Origin of the sequence: Candidatus Pelagisphaera phototrophica (genome assembly GCF_014529625.1) — a bacterium.
GTDB classification, from domain to species: domain Bacteria; phylum Verrucomicrobiota; class Verrucomicrobiia; order Opitutales; family Opitutaceae; genus Pelagisphaera; species Pelagisphaera phototrophica.
In genome coordinates, this window is sequence record NZ_CP076039.1 from 2669400 (window position 1) to 2687695 (window position 18296).

Below are 18296 nucleotides of genomic sequence, written 5' to 3' on the forward strand. Positions count from 1 at the left end.
AAAAATGTAAAACAGGCTTCCAATCTGTTTTGATAATCAGTACACAGGCAAGGTGCCTGTGCTACTCTAAATGGGCACTCGGAGATCGCCCGCTACCATATTCAACTAAATCTATCCGCTTAAGTTATTTTGCATTGCATCATGAAACGCTTGGCCCCCTACCTTCTCTTTCTCGCGATCTCTCCAATCCTCCTCCACAGCGAGGTCTCCGAAAATCTAAAAGTCGAGCAGATCACGCATGGAGAGAAGCATACTTTTTTTGGGTACATTGGACACGTTCAGAATATCCCCTGGAACGGAAACGAACGGTATATCGTAGCCCTGCAATCAAACTTCCAGGACCATCTCCCCGGAAAAGGCGAGCCGGCTGATGTGGTTCTGATCGATGCTCACAACAACTACGCCATTGAAATCCTCGAGCAGACCCAAGGCTGGAATCCCCAGCAAGGGACCATGTTCTACTGGAATCCCGATGCTCCTGATTCACAGTTTTTCTTCAATGATCGAGATCGCGAAACGGGAAAGGTGTTCACAGTTCTCTACGACATCGAAAAACGAAAACGTGTTAAAGAATTTCGGTCCCGCAAACAGCCGGTGGGAAATAGTGGCGTGAAGCAAACGGGAGGGGCATTCGCTGCAATCAACTATGCCCGAATGGCCCGTTTGCGACCCGTAACGGGCTACAAGGATGCTCACGACTGGACCGTGGGCGTCAAGCACCCCAAGGACGATGGAATCTTTCTCATCGATTCAAGAACAGGCCGACAGTCACTCCTTGTCTCTTTTGAGCAGATGGCAGCGGAGATTCGAAAAACAGAACCGCATATTGACGACCTTGCGTTATTTATCAACCACACCCTTTGGAATCGTGACGGAGATCGTATCTTCTTTTTCGCCCGAGCGGGTTGGCGAAGTAGCGTCAATAAAAACAAGCACCCTCGCATCAATGCCCCTTTTGTCATCAATCCTGATGGAACCGGACTCAAGAGATTGAAACACTTCTTCGGCGGCCACCCTGAATGGGACTACGGCCATCGTATGCTCGGTGCGATGGATTCGCGTCAGATAATTTACGATGTAGACCAAGATCTAGTTGTTGGACAAATTGGCGACAACAACGCGTTTCCTGATCCTGAAGGAGACATCAGCCTATCTCCCCAGGGCGACTGGTTTGTCAACGGACACAAGGACAAGGTGCAGAAAATGAATTTCTACAATTTCTATCGACGCTCAGATGGAAGACTGATCCGCTCTCAGGGCTTTGACATCGAGAACTGGATTTCAGGCGATCTCCGTCAAGACCCTTCCCCAGCCTGGAATCGAAGTGGCACCAAAATCCTCGTGCCGGGGCTGATCGGGCAAGGTGAAAACGCCACCCGCCAACTGTTTGTAATATCGCTCCCGTAGGATCTGTAATAAAGTAGCTCAGTGCTTCAGCCTGAGCATCCTTATACCATTTGGTTCTGAGTAATCTACGGGAAGACACCGAATTTATGATCAGGCTACAAGGCAGCGATGTTAGATTCCTTGCTTCAAATACTTGCTTTCCGGAAAGTAACGTTCATCACTACATTACCCAGATGAAAAACAGAACACTCCCCATCGCGGCGCTTGCCTTCAGTCTCTCCATCTCCTGCTCCTCTCTCAGGGCCGTCGAATCCGTTGTCCAAGACATGGAGAACGCAGCCAATGCCTTTCTAGACTCACTAACGATGGAACTTAAGGCGAGAGCCACCTTTCCCATGGAAGTCGAAGGCGAACGCACGAATTGGCATTTCGTGCCCATCACTGGAGAACGCAAAGGGGTCGACCTGAAGGATCTTAATGACGCCCAGGAGGAAAAGCTTACTAATCTTCTCAACGCGAGTCTAAGCGCGATCGGTCAAACCAAAGTAAAGAAAATCCAGGAAAGTGAGTCGATTCTGTTCATTCTCGAGAAATCGGATCACAGAGATCCAGAACTCTATTACACAAGCATATTTGGAAAGCCCTCTTCGGAAGGAGCTTGGGGATGGCGCTTCGAGGGACACCACCTATCGCTCAATTTTACAGTAGTTGATGGGAAACTACTCTCCACTAATCCTAATTTTTGGGGAGCGAATCCTGCTAAAGTCCTTTCTGGTCCTCAAAAAGGGGCTCGTATCCTCAAAGAGGAAGAAGACTTAGCCCGGGACTTCCTTCTTTCGCTCAACAGTGATCAGCGCAAAAAAGCGGTGATTGCCGATAAGGCACCCAAAGATATTTACTCGAGTGACGATCCAAAAGTGTATCCACTTGGAGATGCTGGGATATCGGTCGCCGATCTAAACGCGAGACAAGTAAAAGGACTCAACCAGCTGATCGACGTCTATTTAAACAATATGCCATCCAAAGTCGCCAAGGAGCGACGAATGAAATTCGAAAAGGATGGGATGGACCGGGTTGTTTTCGCTTGGGCGGGAAGTGACGAGGTGGGTGAAGCTCATTATTACCGGATACAAGGTCCCAACTTCCTGATTGAGTACGACAATATTCAAAATAGAGCCAATCACATCCATGCCACCTGGCGCGACTTCGATGGGGACTTTGGGCGCAACATCATATGGGAACACCACAAGCACAGTCACTGATTTTCTAAATCATTTTTCGGGTTCATAATCCGTAGGGCTAGCGCTCGCGCTATGCCGCGTATTAAAGTCAATTCATTAAAAACGCGGATCGCCGTAAGCGACGCCCCTACAAAGTCTCTCACACCTCAGTTATGAACTCCCCCAATACCAACCGTCGTTCTTTTATAACTACCCTCGGAGCCATCGCGGCAACTCCTTTACTCGGACGTGACTATGGTCCAGACGCGGCACCCGTTCGCTATCCGGAGCCGGACGTCATCGCCCTTGAGCCGAGCTTTGCAAAGTATAAAATAGGCAATACCCCAATTGAAAGGCTTCACACAGGCATGTACTGGGCAGAAGGTCCCGCCTGGAGTGGCCGCGGAAACTACCTTGTCTGGAGTGACATCCCCAAAAACGTCCAGCATCGCTGGCTACAGGATGATGGTGGAGTAACGACAATTCGGAATCCCTCAAACTACAGTAATGGCAATACGTTTGATCGCGAGGGCCGCCAAATTTCATTCGAACACGGAACCCGTCGCGTCGCTCGCTACGAGCCTGACGGCACAGTCACTGTTTTAGCCGACAAGTATAATGGGAAGCCCTTCAACGCCCCTAACGACGGAGCGGTCCATCCCGATGGTAGCCTCTGGTTCACCGATCCAGGCTACGGCAGTCTTGGAAACTACGAAGGTTTCAAAGGCGAGTTGCTCCTCAAAGAAGCGGTCTATCGCCTCGATAAGTCGGGTAAGCTCGAGAAAGTGACGGACGATATTTTCAAGCCGAATGGTCTGTGCTTTTCACCCGACTACAAAAAGGTATACATTGCTGATACTGGTGCTTCGCACTACCCGGATGCTCCCAAAAACATAAAAGTTTGGGATGTCGACGGCTCGAAACTGAAGAACGGCCGCGAATTCGCTTCCATGAAAATGTTTGTCGACGGGGAGGAAGTCGCGGGCCAGGCTGACGGTGTTCGCTGCGACCGCGATGGCAACATCTGGTCCAGCGCCGGCTGGGTCGGCGAAGGATACGACGGCGTGCATATTTTTTCTCCAGAAGGTCAACGCATCGGCCAAATCAAATTGCCGGAAATTTGCAGTAACGTGTGCTTCGGCGGACCCCGCCGTAACCGTCTTTTCATGACAGCGAGCCGCGGCCTCTACGCCGTCTATACTGAAGCCCTCGGCGCCCACTGGTGTTAGCCTATCTTGATTCGCCACTCGTAGGAGCGGCTTTATGCCGCGATATTCGATGCCCTCAATATCGCGGTGTAAAACCGCTCCTACAAATTTCTTTTAGATGCGATCGTTGGTAGCGAATTCTTGTTGTCCCTGCTCCGCTCAAAGATCCAATAGGGCTTGCACTTGCACTAGCCCTAGCAAAACAATTAGAATATCCAGCTACTCAAATCTATTAAAGCGTACACCTTATTGAAGACCACGGCGATTTCGTTAATCCTGCTCTCCTTCGTATCGGGAACCCTCGCCGCCTCACCCAACTTCGTCGTCATACTCACAGACGACCAAAGCTGGGTAGGCAGTTCGCTTCAAATCAAGCCAGACGACCCACGCACGAAGAGCGACTACTTCAAGACCCCCAATATTGAACGGCTCGCTTTCATGGGTACAAGCTTCACCCAAGGTTACGCTCCCGCTCCTTATTGTTGCCCCACACGAAGAAGCATTCTTATAGGCCAGACTCCCGCCCGACACATCTATCAGAAAGACCAGAGAAACTGGACATCTAACTACCGAAAACAACTGAGCATACCTCAAATGCTTAAACAGGCAAACCAGGCCTACCGCACAGCCCACTTCGGGAAATGGGATATGCGTTTTGACGATGTGACTCCCGAAGAGATGGGATACGATGTTAGCGATGGACTCACCGGTAATGGGACCGGCGGAGGTAAAGGCAGTGGAGGACCATCAGCACAGGAGGATCCAAAGTTAATTTGGGAAATCACCGAACGAACGGGAACGTTCATGGAGGATCAGACCAGCGCAGGTCATCCCTTTTTCGTTCAGGTCTCTCACTACGCGATGCATCTCGACATCTTTTATCGAGAAGAGTCACTCAACGAAGCAAGAAATTGGAAGAAGGGGAAGAAACATTCCATGCCCGAGTTTGCTGCTATGACCTCCGATGTGGATACCGGCATCGGTCTACTTCTTGACAAGATTCATGACCTCGGGATCGAGAACGATACCTATGTATTCTTCTTGTCAGACAACGGCGGGCGAACGGGCATCCCTGGTCAGGACGATCCCGAGATTCACCGAAATGATCCCCTGCGAGACGGGAAAGGCTCCGTCTATGAGGGTGGTGTCCGCGTCCCCTTTATCCTCATCGGCCCTGACGTAGAGAATCAGGGCATCTCTCATGTGCCAGTAACCGGTCTCGACATACTACCAACTATCGCCGATTTAGTAGGCTACGCTAAGCCGCTTCCAAAGGCCCTCGATGGAGGTAGCCTGAAGAGTGTATTCATGAACGGCGGACGAGGCGAAGTAAAACGGAACAATCCTTTTTTAATTTTCCATCAGGCAGTCGCGCGAAGTGCAGAGAGCTCTCTCATTCTCGGCAACTATAAGCTCGTTAAAACCTGGGATAGAAATCGGCTAGAACTGTTCGATATTTCAAAAGACATTGGCGAAGCCAAAGATCTCTCTAAACAAATGGAGGCGAAAACAAATGAACTTCACCAGCTATTAGTCAATTTCCTTGAAGAAGTTGGAGCGGAAACTCGCAAAGTTGGTTCTAAAGCGGAAGTCTACGAAAACGCCACGCCGTATCGTCCTTAGGGTAACTATCTGAATACGACTCACCTTTTCAATCTTCACCTCGATCCGAACGAAACGCTCATCCTTGCAACGGATCCCAGATACCAGTCAATCATAAACGAACTACAACGATCTCTCGAACGCTGATGGAAACCCTAGCAACTGGCCATTTTCCGCATCCCTTTTTCCGGCAAAAGCAAAGCGAGATCGCTCGCTGCCTGAGATAGTAAAGTCTCAAAATCTATCCTCTGAAAAGGTCGGTCTGACTACCTCTAGTCGCCCGAATAGAATCGTACAATCGCGGCGGGCCTGGAGTTCCTCGCCCCATCCAACAAATTAGACCTTCTCACCACAAACAATCTGATACAGCCACTTACTGCAGCTGTAAACTAGCGGCGACCAGGCGAGGCAAGTCTAGTTTATAGCAGCGGTCGCCGCAACAGTCTCCGCCAAGGCTACGACCGTCAAGAGCGACGCCCCTACGGATCTTACTTCTTACCGATCTACTACGATCGAATCAAATGTTCGGGAAAATCCTGTATGGTCGGACACGCCACTTGCTCCATAACTTGCTGGAGCTGGCGTTTGATCATGGTAACCGTATGGGACCCACCCTTCTTGCCCAGAGCCCCCACACCGTACATAAAGGACCGTCCCATGAAAGTGAATTGGGCCCCGCTAGCGAGGGCGCAGGCGATGTCGGGACCTTCACGCATTCCGCTGTCAATCATGACCGTGATGCGGTTGCCGAATTTCTGAGCCAATTCGGGAAGCACCTCTATCGTAGACTGCCCCGCATCCAGCGAACGGCCTCCGTGATTGGAAATGATGATCCCATCTACCCCCAAATCCACTACCTTCTGGCAATCCTCGACATTGACGATGCCCTTCACTACTAGTTTCCCTTTCCAAATATCGCGAATCGCCTTGATCCGGTCTACTGTTAAACGACCGGAAAAGGTCTTATTCATGAAAAGACCCAGATGCTTCATATCGAGACCTTTGGGAATGTAGGGCTTCATGGTTTTGAATTCGGGAGATCCGGCGGCGAGCTGTGAAAACGACCAGGTCGGATGGGCCACCATTTGGCATATGTTTCGCAGGGTCATGCGGGGCGGAATGGAAAGACCGTTGCGAATTTCCAAAGGGCGATAAGCGAACGTGGGTGTATCTGCGAGAATCACGAGGACGGGACAGCCCGCTGCTTCGACTCGCTTCAGAAGCTTGTCGCGCAGTTCTTCTTCTGCCGGGTGGTACAACTGAAACCAAGCTTTACCCTCTGTGAGTTCGGAAACCGTTTCCACACTGGCCGTTCCCACCGTGCTCAAAACGAAAGGAACATTGTGTTCATTCGCAGCAGCCGCGAGGATCTCACAAGACTTGGGCCACATCAGTCCCTGCAATCCAACTGGAGAAATTCCAAACGGAGCACTGTAGGTCTGTCCAAAAAGCGTCGTCTCCAATTTTGAACCTGCGTAGTCGCGAACGTAGTACGGCTTAAGTTTGATCTTGCGAATGTCGTCCGTGTTCCGTTGCACGTTAACATTCGAATTGCATCCTCCCTCTAAATAGTCGAAGGCAAAGCCCGGCATGCGGCGGCTGGCTTTCTGTCGCAGAAACTCGATGGACGGAAGACTGGGGTCGAAGGGTTCAGCCATAACTAAAAAACAGGTGTCTTAAAAACGCTTGATAACATACGCATCCACTAAGGATAACCGACTAGCAATCCAATAATTTTGCAAACCTTGCCTCATTATCCGTGTAAGGCCCCGTATCGCAAGGATCAAACACCTTTGAAAGAAATGATTCTTCGACCAAATCACGGGCACTCTCAAGACTATCGATCTCCCCTTTGGAAATCATTTGAACGGCTATATTGCCTACCGCAGTCGCTTCTGACGGACCCGTCACCACCGGTACGCCTAAGGCATCGGCCGTCATTTGATTCAACAAGTGATTACGCGCCCCTCCCCCTAGAACATAGAGCCCTTCTAGAGACTGGTCAGAGTAGGCTTCCAGTTTTCGAAACACGTAGCGGTATTTCATCGCCAGGCTGTCAAAGACGCAACGAACCAAAGATGCGTCGTCAGCCGGGACTTTTTGCCCGGTTCGCTGGCAAAATGCACTAATGGCATCCGGCATGTGCTCCGGAGAAGCGAAATCAGGAGCGTCGGGATCTATCATTGAAACCATAGACGGAGCCTCGTTGGCGAGATCAACAATCGCCTCGTAATCGTAGTTGCGACCTGCTTCCGTCAAGTGCCGTCGGCACTCCTCGATCAGCCACATTCCACATATATTCTTCAAAAAACGAACGGTGTTGCCGTATCCAATTTCATTGGAAAAGCCATCGTTTAACGCATTTGTCCCCAGTTGAGGTTCCGGTAATTCCAGACCCATTAAGGACCACGTACCCGAACTCATCACCGCGAACCCTTTGCGGTTACCCGGCAGGGCGACAAACGCGCTCGCGGTGTCGTGACCCGCCACTGCAATCACAGAAATGTCGCTCAGACGGGTTTCTTTTTGCACTTCTGCCTTCAAAGAACCAACGATAGTACCCGGCTCGACCACCTCTTTAAAAAGTCCCGGCAGTAAATCGAGCCTTTCCAGCAGGGTTACCGACCACTTCCCGGTCATAGGATTTAGAAGCTGGCTCGTACTGGCGACGGTTCGCTCTTGATGAAGACTTCCTGACAGCCAGAAACTGATCAGATCGGGAATAAAGAGAATCCGCCGGGCCGCCTGAAGGGACCCCACATTGCCCACTATCTCTGAGTAAAGTTGATAAATCGTGTTGATAAAGAGAAACTGAATACCAGTTTCTCTATAAATGGTTTCCTCTGGCACCTTGTTGAATACTGCGTCCATCATGCCCTCGGTCCTCGAATCCCTATAGTGAAACGGGTTTCCCAACATGGCTCCGTTCGCATCAATAAGTGCATAGTCAACTGCCCATGAGTCGACGCCAACGCTTTCAATCCGATTGCCATACGTCGACGCAGCAAGTTTGAGCCCTCGTTTTATCGAACTATAGATACATAAGATGTCCCAATGGAGTCTGCCATCGACTCTCGTGATGGGCGAAGAAAAACGGTTCACTGTCTCTAGTTTCAGTTCTCGTTTATCCGCTGACCATACACCTGCAATTACCCTACCACTTGTAGCTCCCAGATCGACTGCGAGATAAACCTTGGCTTGCTTTTCCATAGTCATCGAATGGTGGCGGCCAATCTTAAAGTGGATGAGACGTTCGAAGTCTGGCAAGGTGAACCGGCCCGGTCCTCAAAGAAAGCCTCACCAGCAGAGGACTGTACCAGTCCTCCACACCCTTTTGATAGCCACTTAAGGATCGATTACTACGGGACGCTTTCATCTCAAGAACCCCTCATGCAAACCTCCATCGACAGGAATCACATGTCCCGTCGTTTTGCTGAGCGCATTTGTAAGCAACAAATAAATCGCTTCCGCTTGATCCGCGGGCGTTATGGCAGATTTGGTCAACGTACGCTGGGCATAGAAATTAGCTAGCTTGTCGCGCAGTTCATCATCACCTTCCGCTTCACTGTATTCTATATCATACTTTGCGAGCGAAGCAATCACTCGATCTCTTGGAAACATCGTGCTCCCCTTCACTACCGTCGCCGGAGCCACCGCATTGACGCGAGTGATTGGGGCCAACTCTACAGCGAGCTCCCTCACCATATGGTTCGCCGCTGCTTTGCTCGTATCATAAGCGATACTGCCTTTCTTGGCCACAACAGCGTTCGCGCTCGTAGTGATTACGACATTACTGGGTAAACTCTGCTTGGCAAAAATCTTCTCTGACGCTGTTTTCGTCGCCAGATAGCCCCCTTTTACATTGATATCAAACGTAAGCGTAAAGGCATCATCGGCTATATCACCCTTTACACTGGGCGGAACGAAAATTCCCGCTGTCACCACCAATGAATCCACTCCACCATAGGCGAGGATCGCCTCATCGAGCATACTGGACAGAGATGAGCGATCGGTGATGTTCGCGTTTACGCCAATAGCAGGACCACAGGCCGAAATACCCGTACCCGATACTCCGATACCTTCGCCCAGAATATCAGTGATTTCATTCGCCGTTGCGACAGCCGCGTCCTGATTCAAATCAACGCTTACGATATGAGCTCCTTCGCCCGATATTCGGTGGCACAGCTCTTTGCCGATCCCGCTCCCAGCGCCAATTACCACTGATACCTGTCTAGCGAGCGATTTCTCAGGCGGCATACGACGCAGCTTCGCCTCTTCCATGAGCCAATACTCGATATCGAAAGCTTCCTGTTCGGGCAAAGCACGGTATCGGTCCACCGTTTCCGCCCCACGCATTACTTCAACCGCACAATTGTAAAACTCTGCCGTCACTCGCGATTCGCTTTTGCTCTTACCCCAAGCGATCATTCCTATTCCAGGAATCAACACCACTGTTGGGACGGCCTGGCGCAAGGCAGGAGAGGTCGGGCGCTGGCAACGCTCGTAATAGGCCGCGTAATCTTTGACGTACTGATCAAGCCCTTCTTCTAAGAGCGACTTAAGATTTTCGATCGAATTTTCCGCATGCGGATCCCAGTCCACATAAAGCGGCTTAATTTTGGTACGTAGAAAATGATCCGGACAACTCGTACCCAGTTCCGCAAGTCGCTGACCGTCCACACTGTTGACAAAATCCAGTAGGCGCTCGTCCGTCTGGATCGTCCCAATAAAGCTCTTTTCCTGGCTTACTTTTCCCCGTAACCACGGCAGGATCTCGATCAAGGTTTCCCGCTTCTGGTCCTCTGATATCGATTCCACCCGCACTCCGCCAAAGACGGGCTTGTCCCCTTCGCGTGCTTCGATGAATCGGGCGGCTTTCTCAATCAGTGTGAGCGTTGACTCGTAACACTCTTTGTCATCGTCTGCCCAATTGATGATTCCGTGCTGCCCCATCATGATTCCCTTGGCCTGAGGATTCGCAGCGATCACATCTCGCATAATCAGTCCCAAGTCGAATCCGGGACGCTGCCATTCGGTCCAAATCACTTCGTCGCCATAAATCTCTTTCGTCAAGGCCTCGCCATTTTCCGCCGCTGCGATTGCGATAACCGCATTGGGATGCATATGATCAACGTGATTGAAAGGCAAATACGCGTGCAAAGGCGTGTCAATCGAGGACGCACGAGGATTAAGATTGAAGGTACAGTGCCGGTACATTTCCACCATCGAATCCTCGACTTCGGTTTTCACGCCACTTTCGGGATGGTCGCGATAAATTTTCTCCAAGGCTAAAGTCTTGCCCTGATAAAGGGACGAGAAGTTCTCGTTCTTAGACGTACGCAAGTCACCACCCGAGCCCTTGACCCAAATGACTTCCACGGATTCCCCCGTCATGGGGTCAATCTCGAAACACTTGGAGGATGTATTCCCGCCACCCGTATTCGTGATACGGAGATCCTGCCCCAGAATGTTGGATCTGAAAACAAGACGCTCCAAAGGGGACATCTCAGCGACCTTCTCATCGTCCCACAGATAGTTCACATGCCGATAATCGCTCGGGACAAAGGTTGATTGTGTTGTATTCATAATTCAGTTTCGGTTTCGTTTGGTAGGGCTGATTATCCTTAATCAGCCGTGCTTTAATGTTGCCTGCGGCCGCTTAGGGATAAGTAGCCCTACCTTCTTGCAATACCCTCCAAGCACCCTACGCATAGGAACCTCCGGCAACAATCCCCAATTCTTTTCTTCGAGCGGCTCTTTCTACCGCTATCTTCTCGCCATAGCCACTCTTACGATAAGCCTCGAGCGGATTGGGTTCCACTCCCTTTGATCTTCGCCAATCCGCTAGGAGTTTATCCACGTTCGTATTAAAAGCGGTTTTCAAAACATTCTCTGCATCCACAATCGCCCCCTCGCTCTGAAATTTTTTCAATGCCTGCCGATCCACCAAAGATGCCTTCACCCAAAGATCCTGTGCCGTCATCACCGTCTGAATCATCGCTTCAATCTTCGGTTTTAGATTATGAGACTGATCCACCATGTACTCTATTTCAGGATATTCGCCTTCCTCTTCCGCAAAACTATGAATCTCATTGAAAATCCGGAAAACCTGATAGGGATCAATGGATCCGAGCGTCAAATCGTCATCCGCATACCGTCGATCATTGAAATGGAAGCCTCCTAGCATTTTTTCGTCCAACAGCCACGCCACGATCTGCTCAATATTCTGTGCCGTATAGTGGTGCCCCGTATCGACGAGTACTTTCGCCTGAGGTCCCGCGTCTTTGCACAGGATGTACGACATTCCCCAATCTGCGATGTCTGTGTGATAGAACGCGGGCTCAAAAGGCTTGTACTCCACTAGCATGATCTGGCTAGGGGAAAGCGCTTCATGACACGCTCGCAACCCTTCCTGAAAGCGCCGTTTGCGATCGCGAATACTATCCTGTCCTGGATAATTTGTTCCATCGGCAAACCATAGTGTGAACAAGTCGCTCTCCACGTCTTGGCCCAACTGGATGCAATTGAGGCTATGCTTTAAAGCTTTCTCTCGAACCGTCGCATCTGGATTCCCAAACGAACCGAGCTTGTAATCCTGATCCTGAAATAGGTTAGCGTTAATGGACCCAATCTTGACTCCCGACTTATCCGCAATCGCGGCCACCGTGCTCTTGCCCTGATCCACCGAAAAGTCCCAGAGTACATGGGCTGCCACCGTCGGACAACACGCGGTCAGTCGATGCACCATTCCCGCATCGGCAAACTTGTCCGCCGTGTCTATGGCCGCTCCATCCTGCAAAAATTTCCCAAACCGCGTGCCTGTGTCTGCGAATCCCCACGAGGGAAGTTCAATCTCTAGATGATCTAACGTAGCGAGCGCCTCCTCTTTCATTTTCGAATACTAGCAGAAATCATTCATCTTATCCATCGACAGAATGACAATCTTTATACAAATTCTGACACAGTGAAAGGTGATGAATTCTACTATCTCCCTCAACCCATTCAAGATTCCGCCTGGAATCTTGAAATCCAGGGAGCTGGCCAGTCCAACATTGGACCCAACCAGAGCTACCCTGCCCACAAGCACCCTGTGGAGTACCAGTTGGATTGGAATAAGGGTAGAATACTCCCTGGATTCCAGGTACTGTATATCACCCAGGGTACGGGTTTGTTGGAAACTCAAAAAACCCCCCCCATAATTCTAGAAGCTCCGGTTCTGTACCTTCTATTTCCGAATATCTGACACCGATATCGACCTAATACCGAAACCGGCTGGCACGAGCATTGGATTGGCTTCGACGGCCCAATACCGAGGCAGATGATCGCGACCGGAGTCATTAAATCGGAACAACCTCTCTTTCAAGTAGGGCATCACGACAAACTTCTGGCCCAGTTTCAGCTTGCACTCGACGAGGTCAAAAACGAGGCTCTGGGGTTTCGTCGCATCGCCGCGGCATCGGTTCTGCAAATACTCGCGCTGGCCACCAGTCTGCCCCTCCGAACCGAGGAGGAAAATCAGCCCATGCGGGCCACGGTCCGCCAAGCCTGCTTTCTTTTTAGGGAAAGAACTGACACCGCCGTATCCATCGAGTCGATAGCGGAAGAATTGAATGTTGGATACACCTACTTTCGCCGCATGTTCAAGTTGTACACGGGATTCAGCCCAAAACAGTACCATACCCAGCTACGTTTTGAACGAGTCAAACGCCTTCTCAATGAATCCGATCTCTCGATCGGCGAAATCGCGGCGCTCCTCAACTTTGACTCCACCTTCCACCTTTCCCAGTGGTTCAAGAAGCTCGCTCACTTCTCTCCCAAAATGTGGCGGAAACAAAAGCTTGAGATAGATAAACTTTGAATTCCTATGTAACGCATCTACGAGGTAATCTTAAATAGCGGGCTGTATCCGAGCGCCCGCTACCAAAGCCAGTAACGAATTCAATGACAAGCCGAGGTCCGAGACAAGCTTCGAGATATTTACCCGAAGGATAGGGAAGACTGCTTCCCCTTACTCCACAAACGCCGCATCAATCTTCCGTATCGACATTCCACGGGCCTTAGGGCTTCCACCCTTTCTACGGCATTGCGTCAACTTCCGGACACGCCTCATCCCTCAGGTTATTTAGGAACACCACTGATCAGTCAACCCACACCAATTGCCCTTGATTTCACTATCGATTGCGACGGTCGAAACGCCCGCCCACACGGTGCAGGTATTCAAATCCTAAGTTAAACAAAAGCACACCACCAAAGGCAATGATCGCTCCTGACAATCCTAAGGCGGCCCATTCGTTCTGCAATGTCCACAGAAATTGGCCTACACAGAGAATTGACACGATCATCAATGTCGGCTTCCGACCGATTCGACTCACGATCAAGGCCCCAAAAGGAGCCCCTAGGACGACCACAGGCGCCGCTGCTAACCAATTTTCGAATACACCTGATTGGAGAGAGCCAAACAAAGTCTTGGTCGTTAGCCCAATGAGCGAAGTAACGGCCATGATGATAACGGAAGTGGGAATCGCTATTTTGAGATCGGCTTGGCAAAGCAGCACCAGCACTGCGTAGAGAACCATATCCACACCCACCCCGGTGATGGATGAAATAGTGGCCCCCGCGATCAAGCCGACCATAAATCCAACGTTTCTATCAAACCGATGGGCGCCGGGAGCGAGGCCTTCGTGCTGTACGATCTCTTTAAAACGATACAAGTGCAGCACTCCGAAACTACACCAAACGACCGCAAACAATACTTTAATAGCAAGTCCGGACAACAGCGGTGCTAGGAACAATACCCCCACTGGCGTCCCTATCAGCGAGCCCAACACGGCCCAGCGAAGCATTGGCCATTCAATCGGTTGCCAGCGACAAAGGATAAAAACCGTAGCGCTGGTCATCCCTACGCTTTGAACCGCAAAACTAAAATCCCGCCCCATTGCAGGGGCCTCTCCAAACAGCAGAACTAAAACCGGAAAACCTACCGTTCCTCCGCCCATCGGTGTAGAGCCCGCCGCATAGGAACCCATCGCCATGGCAATCGCGATCTCCCAATGATCGATCAGTGTCTGCCAATGGTCTCCCTGCAAAACGATCAGAAACCAAACGACATAAAATCCGATTAGCCAAACTAGCCATGGCCGAAGCCCTTTGATCCCCGCACTCAACATTCTTTCAAATAAAACCTTACTCTCGATGCAACAAAAAGATGATAAAAACTCTATGATTCGAGGAAAGCCATCCCATTTATATTTTCGAAGAACGAAACCATATCTTAACCTGCCCTCAAAATTGTTCATCCCGCGCCCAAAAAGATTTGACCTAGTAGCGGTCGAAAATCCTAAGAGCGAAATAAATGCGGCTTCTTTCGCGCGAGTCGATGAACCCCCTCTCGTGACAGGATTCGCGAATTACCACATGGCTCTTAAATCTGCTCTCATCTTGATCGAACCTATATACCAGCGGTTCCTCGCTCACTGTAAACACTAGTAACTGGTTCCACAGCATTGATCCGTGCAGGCTTCAAAGTCTCCGTTGATTTCTTTTCGTGCATTCCGAGTCACCCCATCGTCGATGCTGCGCTCGTAATTGGGTCTTCATGGCTCGAGGCAAAGCCATGTAGGTTTCGGGCCGCACAATCCGCCACCGTGACCAGAGCATAGGGAGAATCGCCCTTGGCTTTTACTTTTTTCAACCACAAGTTGTGTGTATTTTTATTCTTCGGACTCGCAGCATTGTCCTCTCTTCGCCTATTCTCAATTCCACCATCTTCTTAGATTCTATACACTAGCGTATCAACTACTGGCCAATCGCACCATGACGGCCGCTAAAGTCCCGACTTTGGCTCGCTGGTTCGTCCACGATCTAGGGCCGTAAACTCCCCAAAGGTGTTGAGACGCTCATAGAGAACAGATAATGGACAACTATACTAGCCTATATCCTGTTCTTAAGTGTTTCATTAAATGCCCAATACCCTCTTATTCTCGCTTGACTGTTTAATCTTTATGCTACTATTTCTCAGTCAGCTTGGTCACGTAATACAACATCGAAACAATTGAAAAGAAAATGAGTATTGAACCCAACAGAATCAACAAAGCTAAAGGATTATTCCTCGCCGCTGCTGGAATTTCCTTCCTGCTATCCGTAGCCTTGTGGTTCACGGGGAGCAAGGAACAAGGTCTGTACGTTGGTATTTGGGTTCCTTCCATATGTTCCGCTGGTTCTCTGATATTGGCGGGGGGGCGTGATGGATGATCTGATATTGCTAATTATCGGCTTTTGCATCACTCTTATTTTCGGCGGTGGAGCATTTATATATGGCGTTACCAATCAAGGCGGTAACGACTCCGACTCCAAAGACTGAACCGTATACAGCATAGTTCTCCCAATGAGCCATCTCATGTGCTGCAGCGGGATTCATACCCCTCACTAACAGCAAACTAGCGGCCGGGAAACCGGGTACCGTCTGACCTAGTCTTCCAACTTGTCGCTTCTTCACACCATTGCGTTCACTCCTCGTGATCAGCCTCTCGTGCAGCCCTTGATCATTACAACTCGTCGTGGATTTCTGCACGACGGAGATTACTGGAACCCCCAAAGCCCTCTATTCCAAACCTCAGCACCGCGTAGGGAAGAGCAAACACTGTCCCCGCCGCGTAGACTGAAACGCTCGCACTCAAACATCTCCACCGGTTCCTTCAAACCCTCCGTCACGCTCTAAACAAACAACAAAGCGAGCAAAAGTCCTCACTTCAGGATACAAGGATGACGACAGCCTTATTTCTTTTCCGACCCGAACCCTTTCCTTGAATGCCGTAGCTCAATGCGGAATCAGTGTTGTCAATCATGGATAGCGAAAGCGACCGGTCTTCTGACACATACTATCTAAACACCATTCATAACGGACTTCCGTGCCATTCTTATACACTTATCAAGCGAATCCCAATTCCATAATAAGATTCGCATCAAACAGAAGAGGGGTGAGTCATGTGCTATAGCCTAAGTTTAAGCAAATCGAAAATGGAACTGCTGCAGCATCCAACTGGCCCACTATCATTGGGACACTTCACTGACCGTTAAGCAATCCTCTCATTGCGGTTAACGGAGTCGACCCTCTAATACTTGACGCGTTACCAGCCAAAGGCATTGTTTGCCTCCCTGACCCTTCTATCCTCACTATGAGCTCCACCGACCCTGCCGGGAATCCGGTTTCGATCGAAACTCCCGTAATCTTTGAATACGAGCGTGAACCCGTCCCAAAGAAAGCTCAGAAAGGAGCCAACAAGTTCTGGGGTATGTATGCCGGTGAACACGCAGCAGGGACTGAATTCATGATCGGACCGCTCTTTCTCCTAAACGGCGTCAGTCTTCAGAATATATTTTTCGGTCTTCTACTCGGAAACCTTATGGCGGTGCTCAGCTGGCGCTATCTTTGCGCCCCAATCGCGACAAAAGCGCGCCTGACCCTCTACTACCATTTGGAAAAAATTGCGGGCGAGAAGCTGGTTAAAGTTTACAATCTAGCCAACGGCATCCTCTTTTGCTTCCTCGCCGGAGCGATGATCACCGTATCCGCTACCGCAGTGGGCATTCCCTTCAATATGCCGATGCCCGCCATCGAAGACTCGTACCCGAATAGTCTTTCTTTTGTCGTCATTGTGATTGCGGTCGGAGCGATTATCGCCGTAGTGGCTTCGCTCGGATATGACACGGTCGCCAAATTTGCCAATATCGCGGCTCCGTGGATGGTTCTTGTATTTCTCTCGTGCGGGATCATTTCCTTCAAACAACTCGACGTATCCGGGTGGACTGAACTCAACGAACTTTGGACGGCATCGATCGTATTTGCTCAAGAAGGACAAGGAACGTCGACGATGGGATTTTGGAGCGTTGTCCTCTTTGCCTGGTTCTGCAACGCCGCCATGCATATCGGGATGTCTGATCTATCTGTCTTCCGCTTCGCCAAGAAGGCTAGCTATGGCTGGGCTTCCGCTGCGGGCATGTATATCGGCCACTACATGGCCTGGATCGCAGCAGCATTTATGTTAGCGGCCCAAATCAAACTTTCCCAGGACGCCAATCCTGTTCCGGGACCCATGGCCAGCAATGTCGCTGGGCTAGCCGGAATTATATGCGTCATCGTAGCAGGATGGACCACCGCTAACCCTACGATTTATCGGGCTGGACTTGCATTTCAGGCGATCGTGCCCAGCACCTCTAGATTCAAAGTAACGTTGATTGCAGGATCGGTAGCGACGATCGCAGGCGTTTTTCCGGCATTCGCATGGAAATTGCTCGGTTTCGTTGGCATCTACGGAACGATTCTCGCCCCCATCGGAGCCGTTATCTTTTTTGATTGGCACTTTCGCTGTAAGGGTAACGCAGATACACTGCACAATACGGTTCCATCGTCACCCTTCAATTTGTCCGTTCTCTTCGCCTGGCTGATTCCTGTCGGAATCGCCCTCTATTTCATTCAGGCGATTGGCATTACTCCATGGATTTTCCCCCTCCCTTGCTGGATCGTTTGCGGAGTCCTGTACATTCTCTTCAATCGAAAGTCCTTAGTTGTCTAAACCAAACGTTTAAACCATGAAAACTTTACCGAAAATCCTATCGAGATTGGCACTCGGACTAACGATCGTCCCTGCTTTTCTTTTCCTATTTAACTTGATGAGTCTTGAGACCGTCAAAGTGATCATGATAATCGTTGCGGTCCTTTGGATCGCAACAGCCCCAATCGTTCAAAAGCGAAATCCAGTCGTTCAGAACTAGTTCCATAATAATATATAACTTCGCGGGAAATTTGCTCGACAAAATTTTCATCCAAAACTCCCGGCATACTTTTCCAATCAAACCCGTTCGAAGACAACCAAAAGCATGATCGATCGTCGCGATTTCATAAAAACGACCGCTGTCGCTT

At 50.1% G+C, this 18296-nt stretch carries 15 protein-coding genes; 9 read left to right on the forward strand and 6 right to left on the reverse strand.

Features of this window, described 5'->3' with window-relative positions; translation table 11 throughout:
* The first annotated feature begins 141 nt into the window (after nucleotides 1-141).
* The 4 genes from GA004_RS11480 to GA004_RS11495 all read left to right on the forward strand — a co-directional run bounded on the left by GA004_RS11480 (nucleotide 142) and on the right by GA004_RS11495 (nucleotide 5398).
* Entirely contained in the window at nucleotides 142-1407 is a 1266-nt protein-coding gene (locus GA004_RS11480; protein ID WP_283394005.1) for a hypothetical protein, read from the forward strand.
* 173 nt (nucleotides 1408-1580) lie between these two features.
* A complete protein-coding gene (locus tag GA004_RS11485) occupies nucleotides 1581-2609 on the forward strand; it encodes a DUF3500 domain-containing protein (RefSeq protein ID WP_283394006.1) in 1029 nt (342 codons plus the stop codon).
* Nucleotides 2610-2740: 131 nt separating this feature from the next.
* Nucleotides 2741-3796 (forward strand): SMP-30/gluconolactonase/LRE family protein, encoded by a 1056-nt coding sequence (locus tag GA004_RS11490; protein ID WP_283394007.1) that lies wholly within the window; start codon nucleotides 2741-2743, stop codon nucleotides 3794-3796.
* Nucleotides 3797-4024: 228 nt separating this feature from the next.
* Complete coding sequence (locus tag GA004_RS11495; RefSeq protein WP_283394008.1) at nucleotides 4025-5398, forward strand: sulfatase-like hydrolase/transferase; 1374 nt, start codon at nucleotides 4025-4027, stop codon at nucleotides 5396-5398.
* Nucleotides 5399-5883: 485 nt separating this feature from the next.
* Here the strand turns inward: GA004_RS11495 and GA004_RS11500 are convergent, their stop codons facing one another.
* The 4 genes from GA004_RS11500 to GA004_RS11515 all read right to left on the reverse strand — a co-directional run bounded on the left by GA004_RS11500 (nucleotide 5884) and on the right by GA004_RS11515 (nucleotide 12269).
* The gene (locus GA004_RS11500; RefSeq protein WP_283394009.1) at nucleotides 5884-7035 is read right to left on the reverse strand and encodes an alpha-hydroxy acid oxidase; all 1152 of its coding nucleotides are present in this window, start codon (nucleotides 7033-7035) and stop codon (nucleotides 5884-5886) included.
* A gap of 61 nt (nucleotides 7036-7096) precedes the next feature.
* The gene (locus GA004_RS11505) at nucleotides 7097-8644 is read right to left on the reverse strand and encodes a rhamnulokinase (RefSeq protein ID WP_283394010.1); all 1548 of its coding nucleotides are present in this window, start codon (nucleotides 8642-8644) and stop codon (nucleotides 7097-7099) included.
* Nucleotides 8645-8749: 105 nt separating this feature from the next.
* Complete coding sequence (locus GA004_RS11510; RefSeq protein ID WP_283394011.1) at nucleotides 8750-10963, reverse strand: bifunctional rhamnulose-1-phosphate aldolase/short-chain dehydrogenase; 2214 nt, start codon at nucleotides 10961-10963, stop codon at nucleotides 8750-8752.
* Nucleotides 10964-11081: 118 nt separating this feature from the next.
* Nucleotides 11082-12269 (reverse strand): TIM barrel protein, encoded by a 1188-nt coding sequence (locus GA004_RS11515; RefSeq protein WP_283394012.1) that lies wholly within the window; start codon nucleotides 12267-12269, stop codon nucleotides 11082-11084.
* A gap of 72 nt (nucleotides 12270-12341) precedes the next feature.
* Between GA004_RS11515 and GA004_RS11520 the strand changes: the two genes are divergently transcribed.
* Both GA004_RS11520 and GA004_RS11525 read left to right on the forward strand, forming a co-directional pair.
* Complete coding sequence (locus GA004_RS11520) at nucleotides 12342-12620, forward strand: hypothetical protein (RefSeq protein WP_283394013.1); 279 nt, start codon at nucleotides 12342-12344, stop codon at nucleotides 12618-12620.
* 75 nt (nucleotides 12621-12695) lie between these two features.
* Entirely contained in the window at nucleotides 12696-13235 is a 540-nt protein-coding gene (locus tag GA004_RS11525; protein WP_283394014.1) for a helix-turn-helix domain-containing protein, read from the forward strand.
* 313 nt (nucleotides 13236-13548) lie between these two features.
* Here the strand turns inward: GA004_RS11525 and GA004_RS11530 are convergent, their stop codons facing one another.
* Nucleotides 13549-14544: a sulfite exporter TauE/SafE family protein gene (locus GA004_RS11530; RefSeq protein WP_283394015.1), complete on the reverse strand. Its 996-nt coding sequence runs from the start codon at nucleotides 14542-14544 to the stop codon at nucleotides 13549-13551.
* 895 nt (nucleotides 14545-15439) lie between these two features.
* Between GA004_RS11530 and GA004_RS11535 the strand changes: the two genes are divergently transcribed.
* Entirely contained in the window at nucleotides 15440-15628 is a 189-nt protein-coding gene (locus GA004_RS11535; protein WP_283394016.1) for a hypothetical protein, read from the forward strand.
* A gap of 10 nt (nucleotides 15629-15638) precedes the next feature.
* On the opposite strand, the gene GA004_RS11540 is transcribed toward GA004_RS11535, so the two are convergent.
* Nucleotides 15639-15947, reverse strand: coding sequence for a hypothetical protein (locus GA004_RS11540; RefSeq protein WP_283394017.1), 309 nt, complete (start codon nucleotides 15945-15947; stop codon nucleotides 15639-15641).
* Nucleotides 15948-16551: 604 nt separating this feature from the next.
* Between GA004_RS11540 and GA004_RS11545 the strand changes: the two genes are divergently transcribed.
* The gene (locus GA004_RS11545; RefSeq protein ID WP_283394018.1) at nucleotides 16552-17949 is read left to right on the forward strand and encodes a purine-cytosine permease family protein; all 1398 of its coding nucleotides are present in this window, start codon (nucleotides 16552-16554) and stop codon (nucleotides 17947-17949) included.
* A gap of 16 nt (nucleotides 17950-17965) precedes the next feature.
* Entirely contained in the window at nucleotides 17966-18148 is a 183-nt protein-coding gene (locus GA004_RS11550) for a hypothetical protein (protein ID WP_283394019.1), read from the forward strand.
* Nucleotides 18149-18296 lie beyond the last annotated feature (148 nt).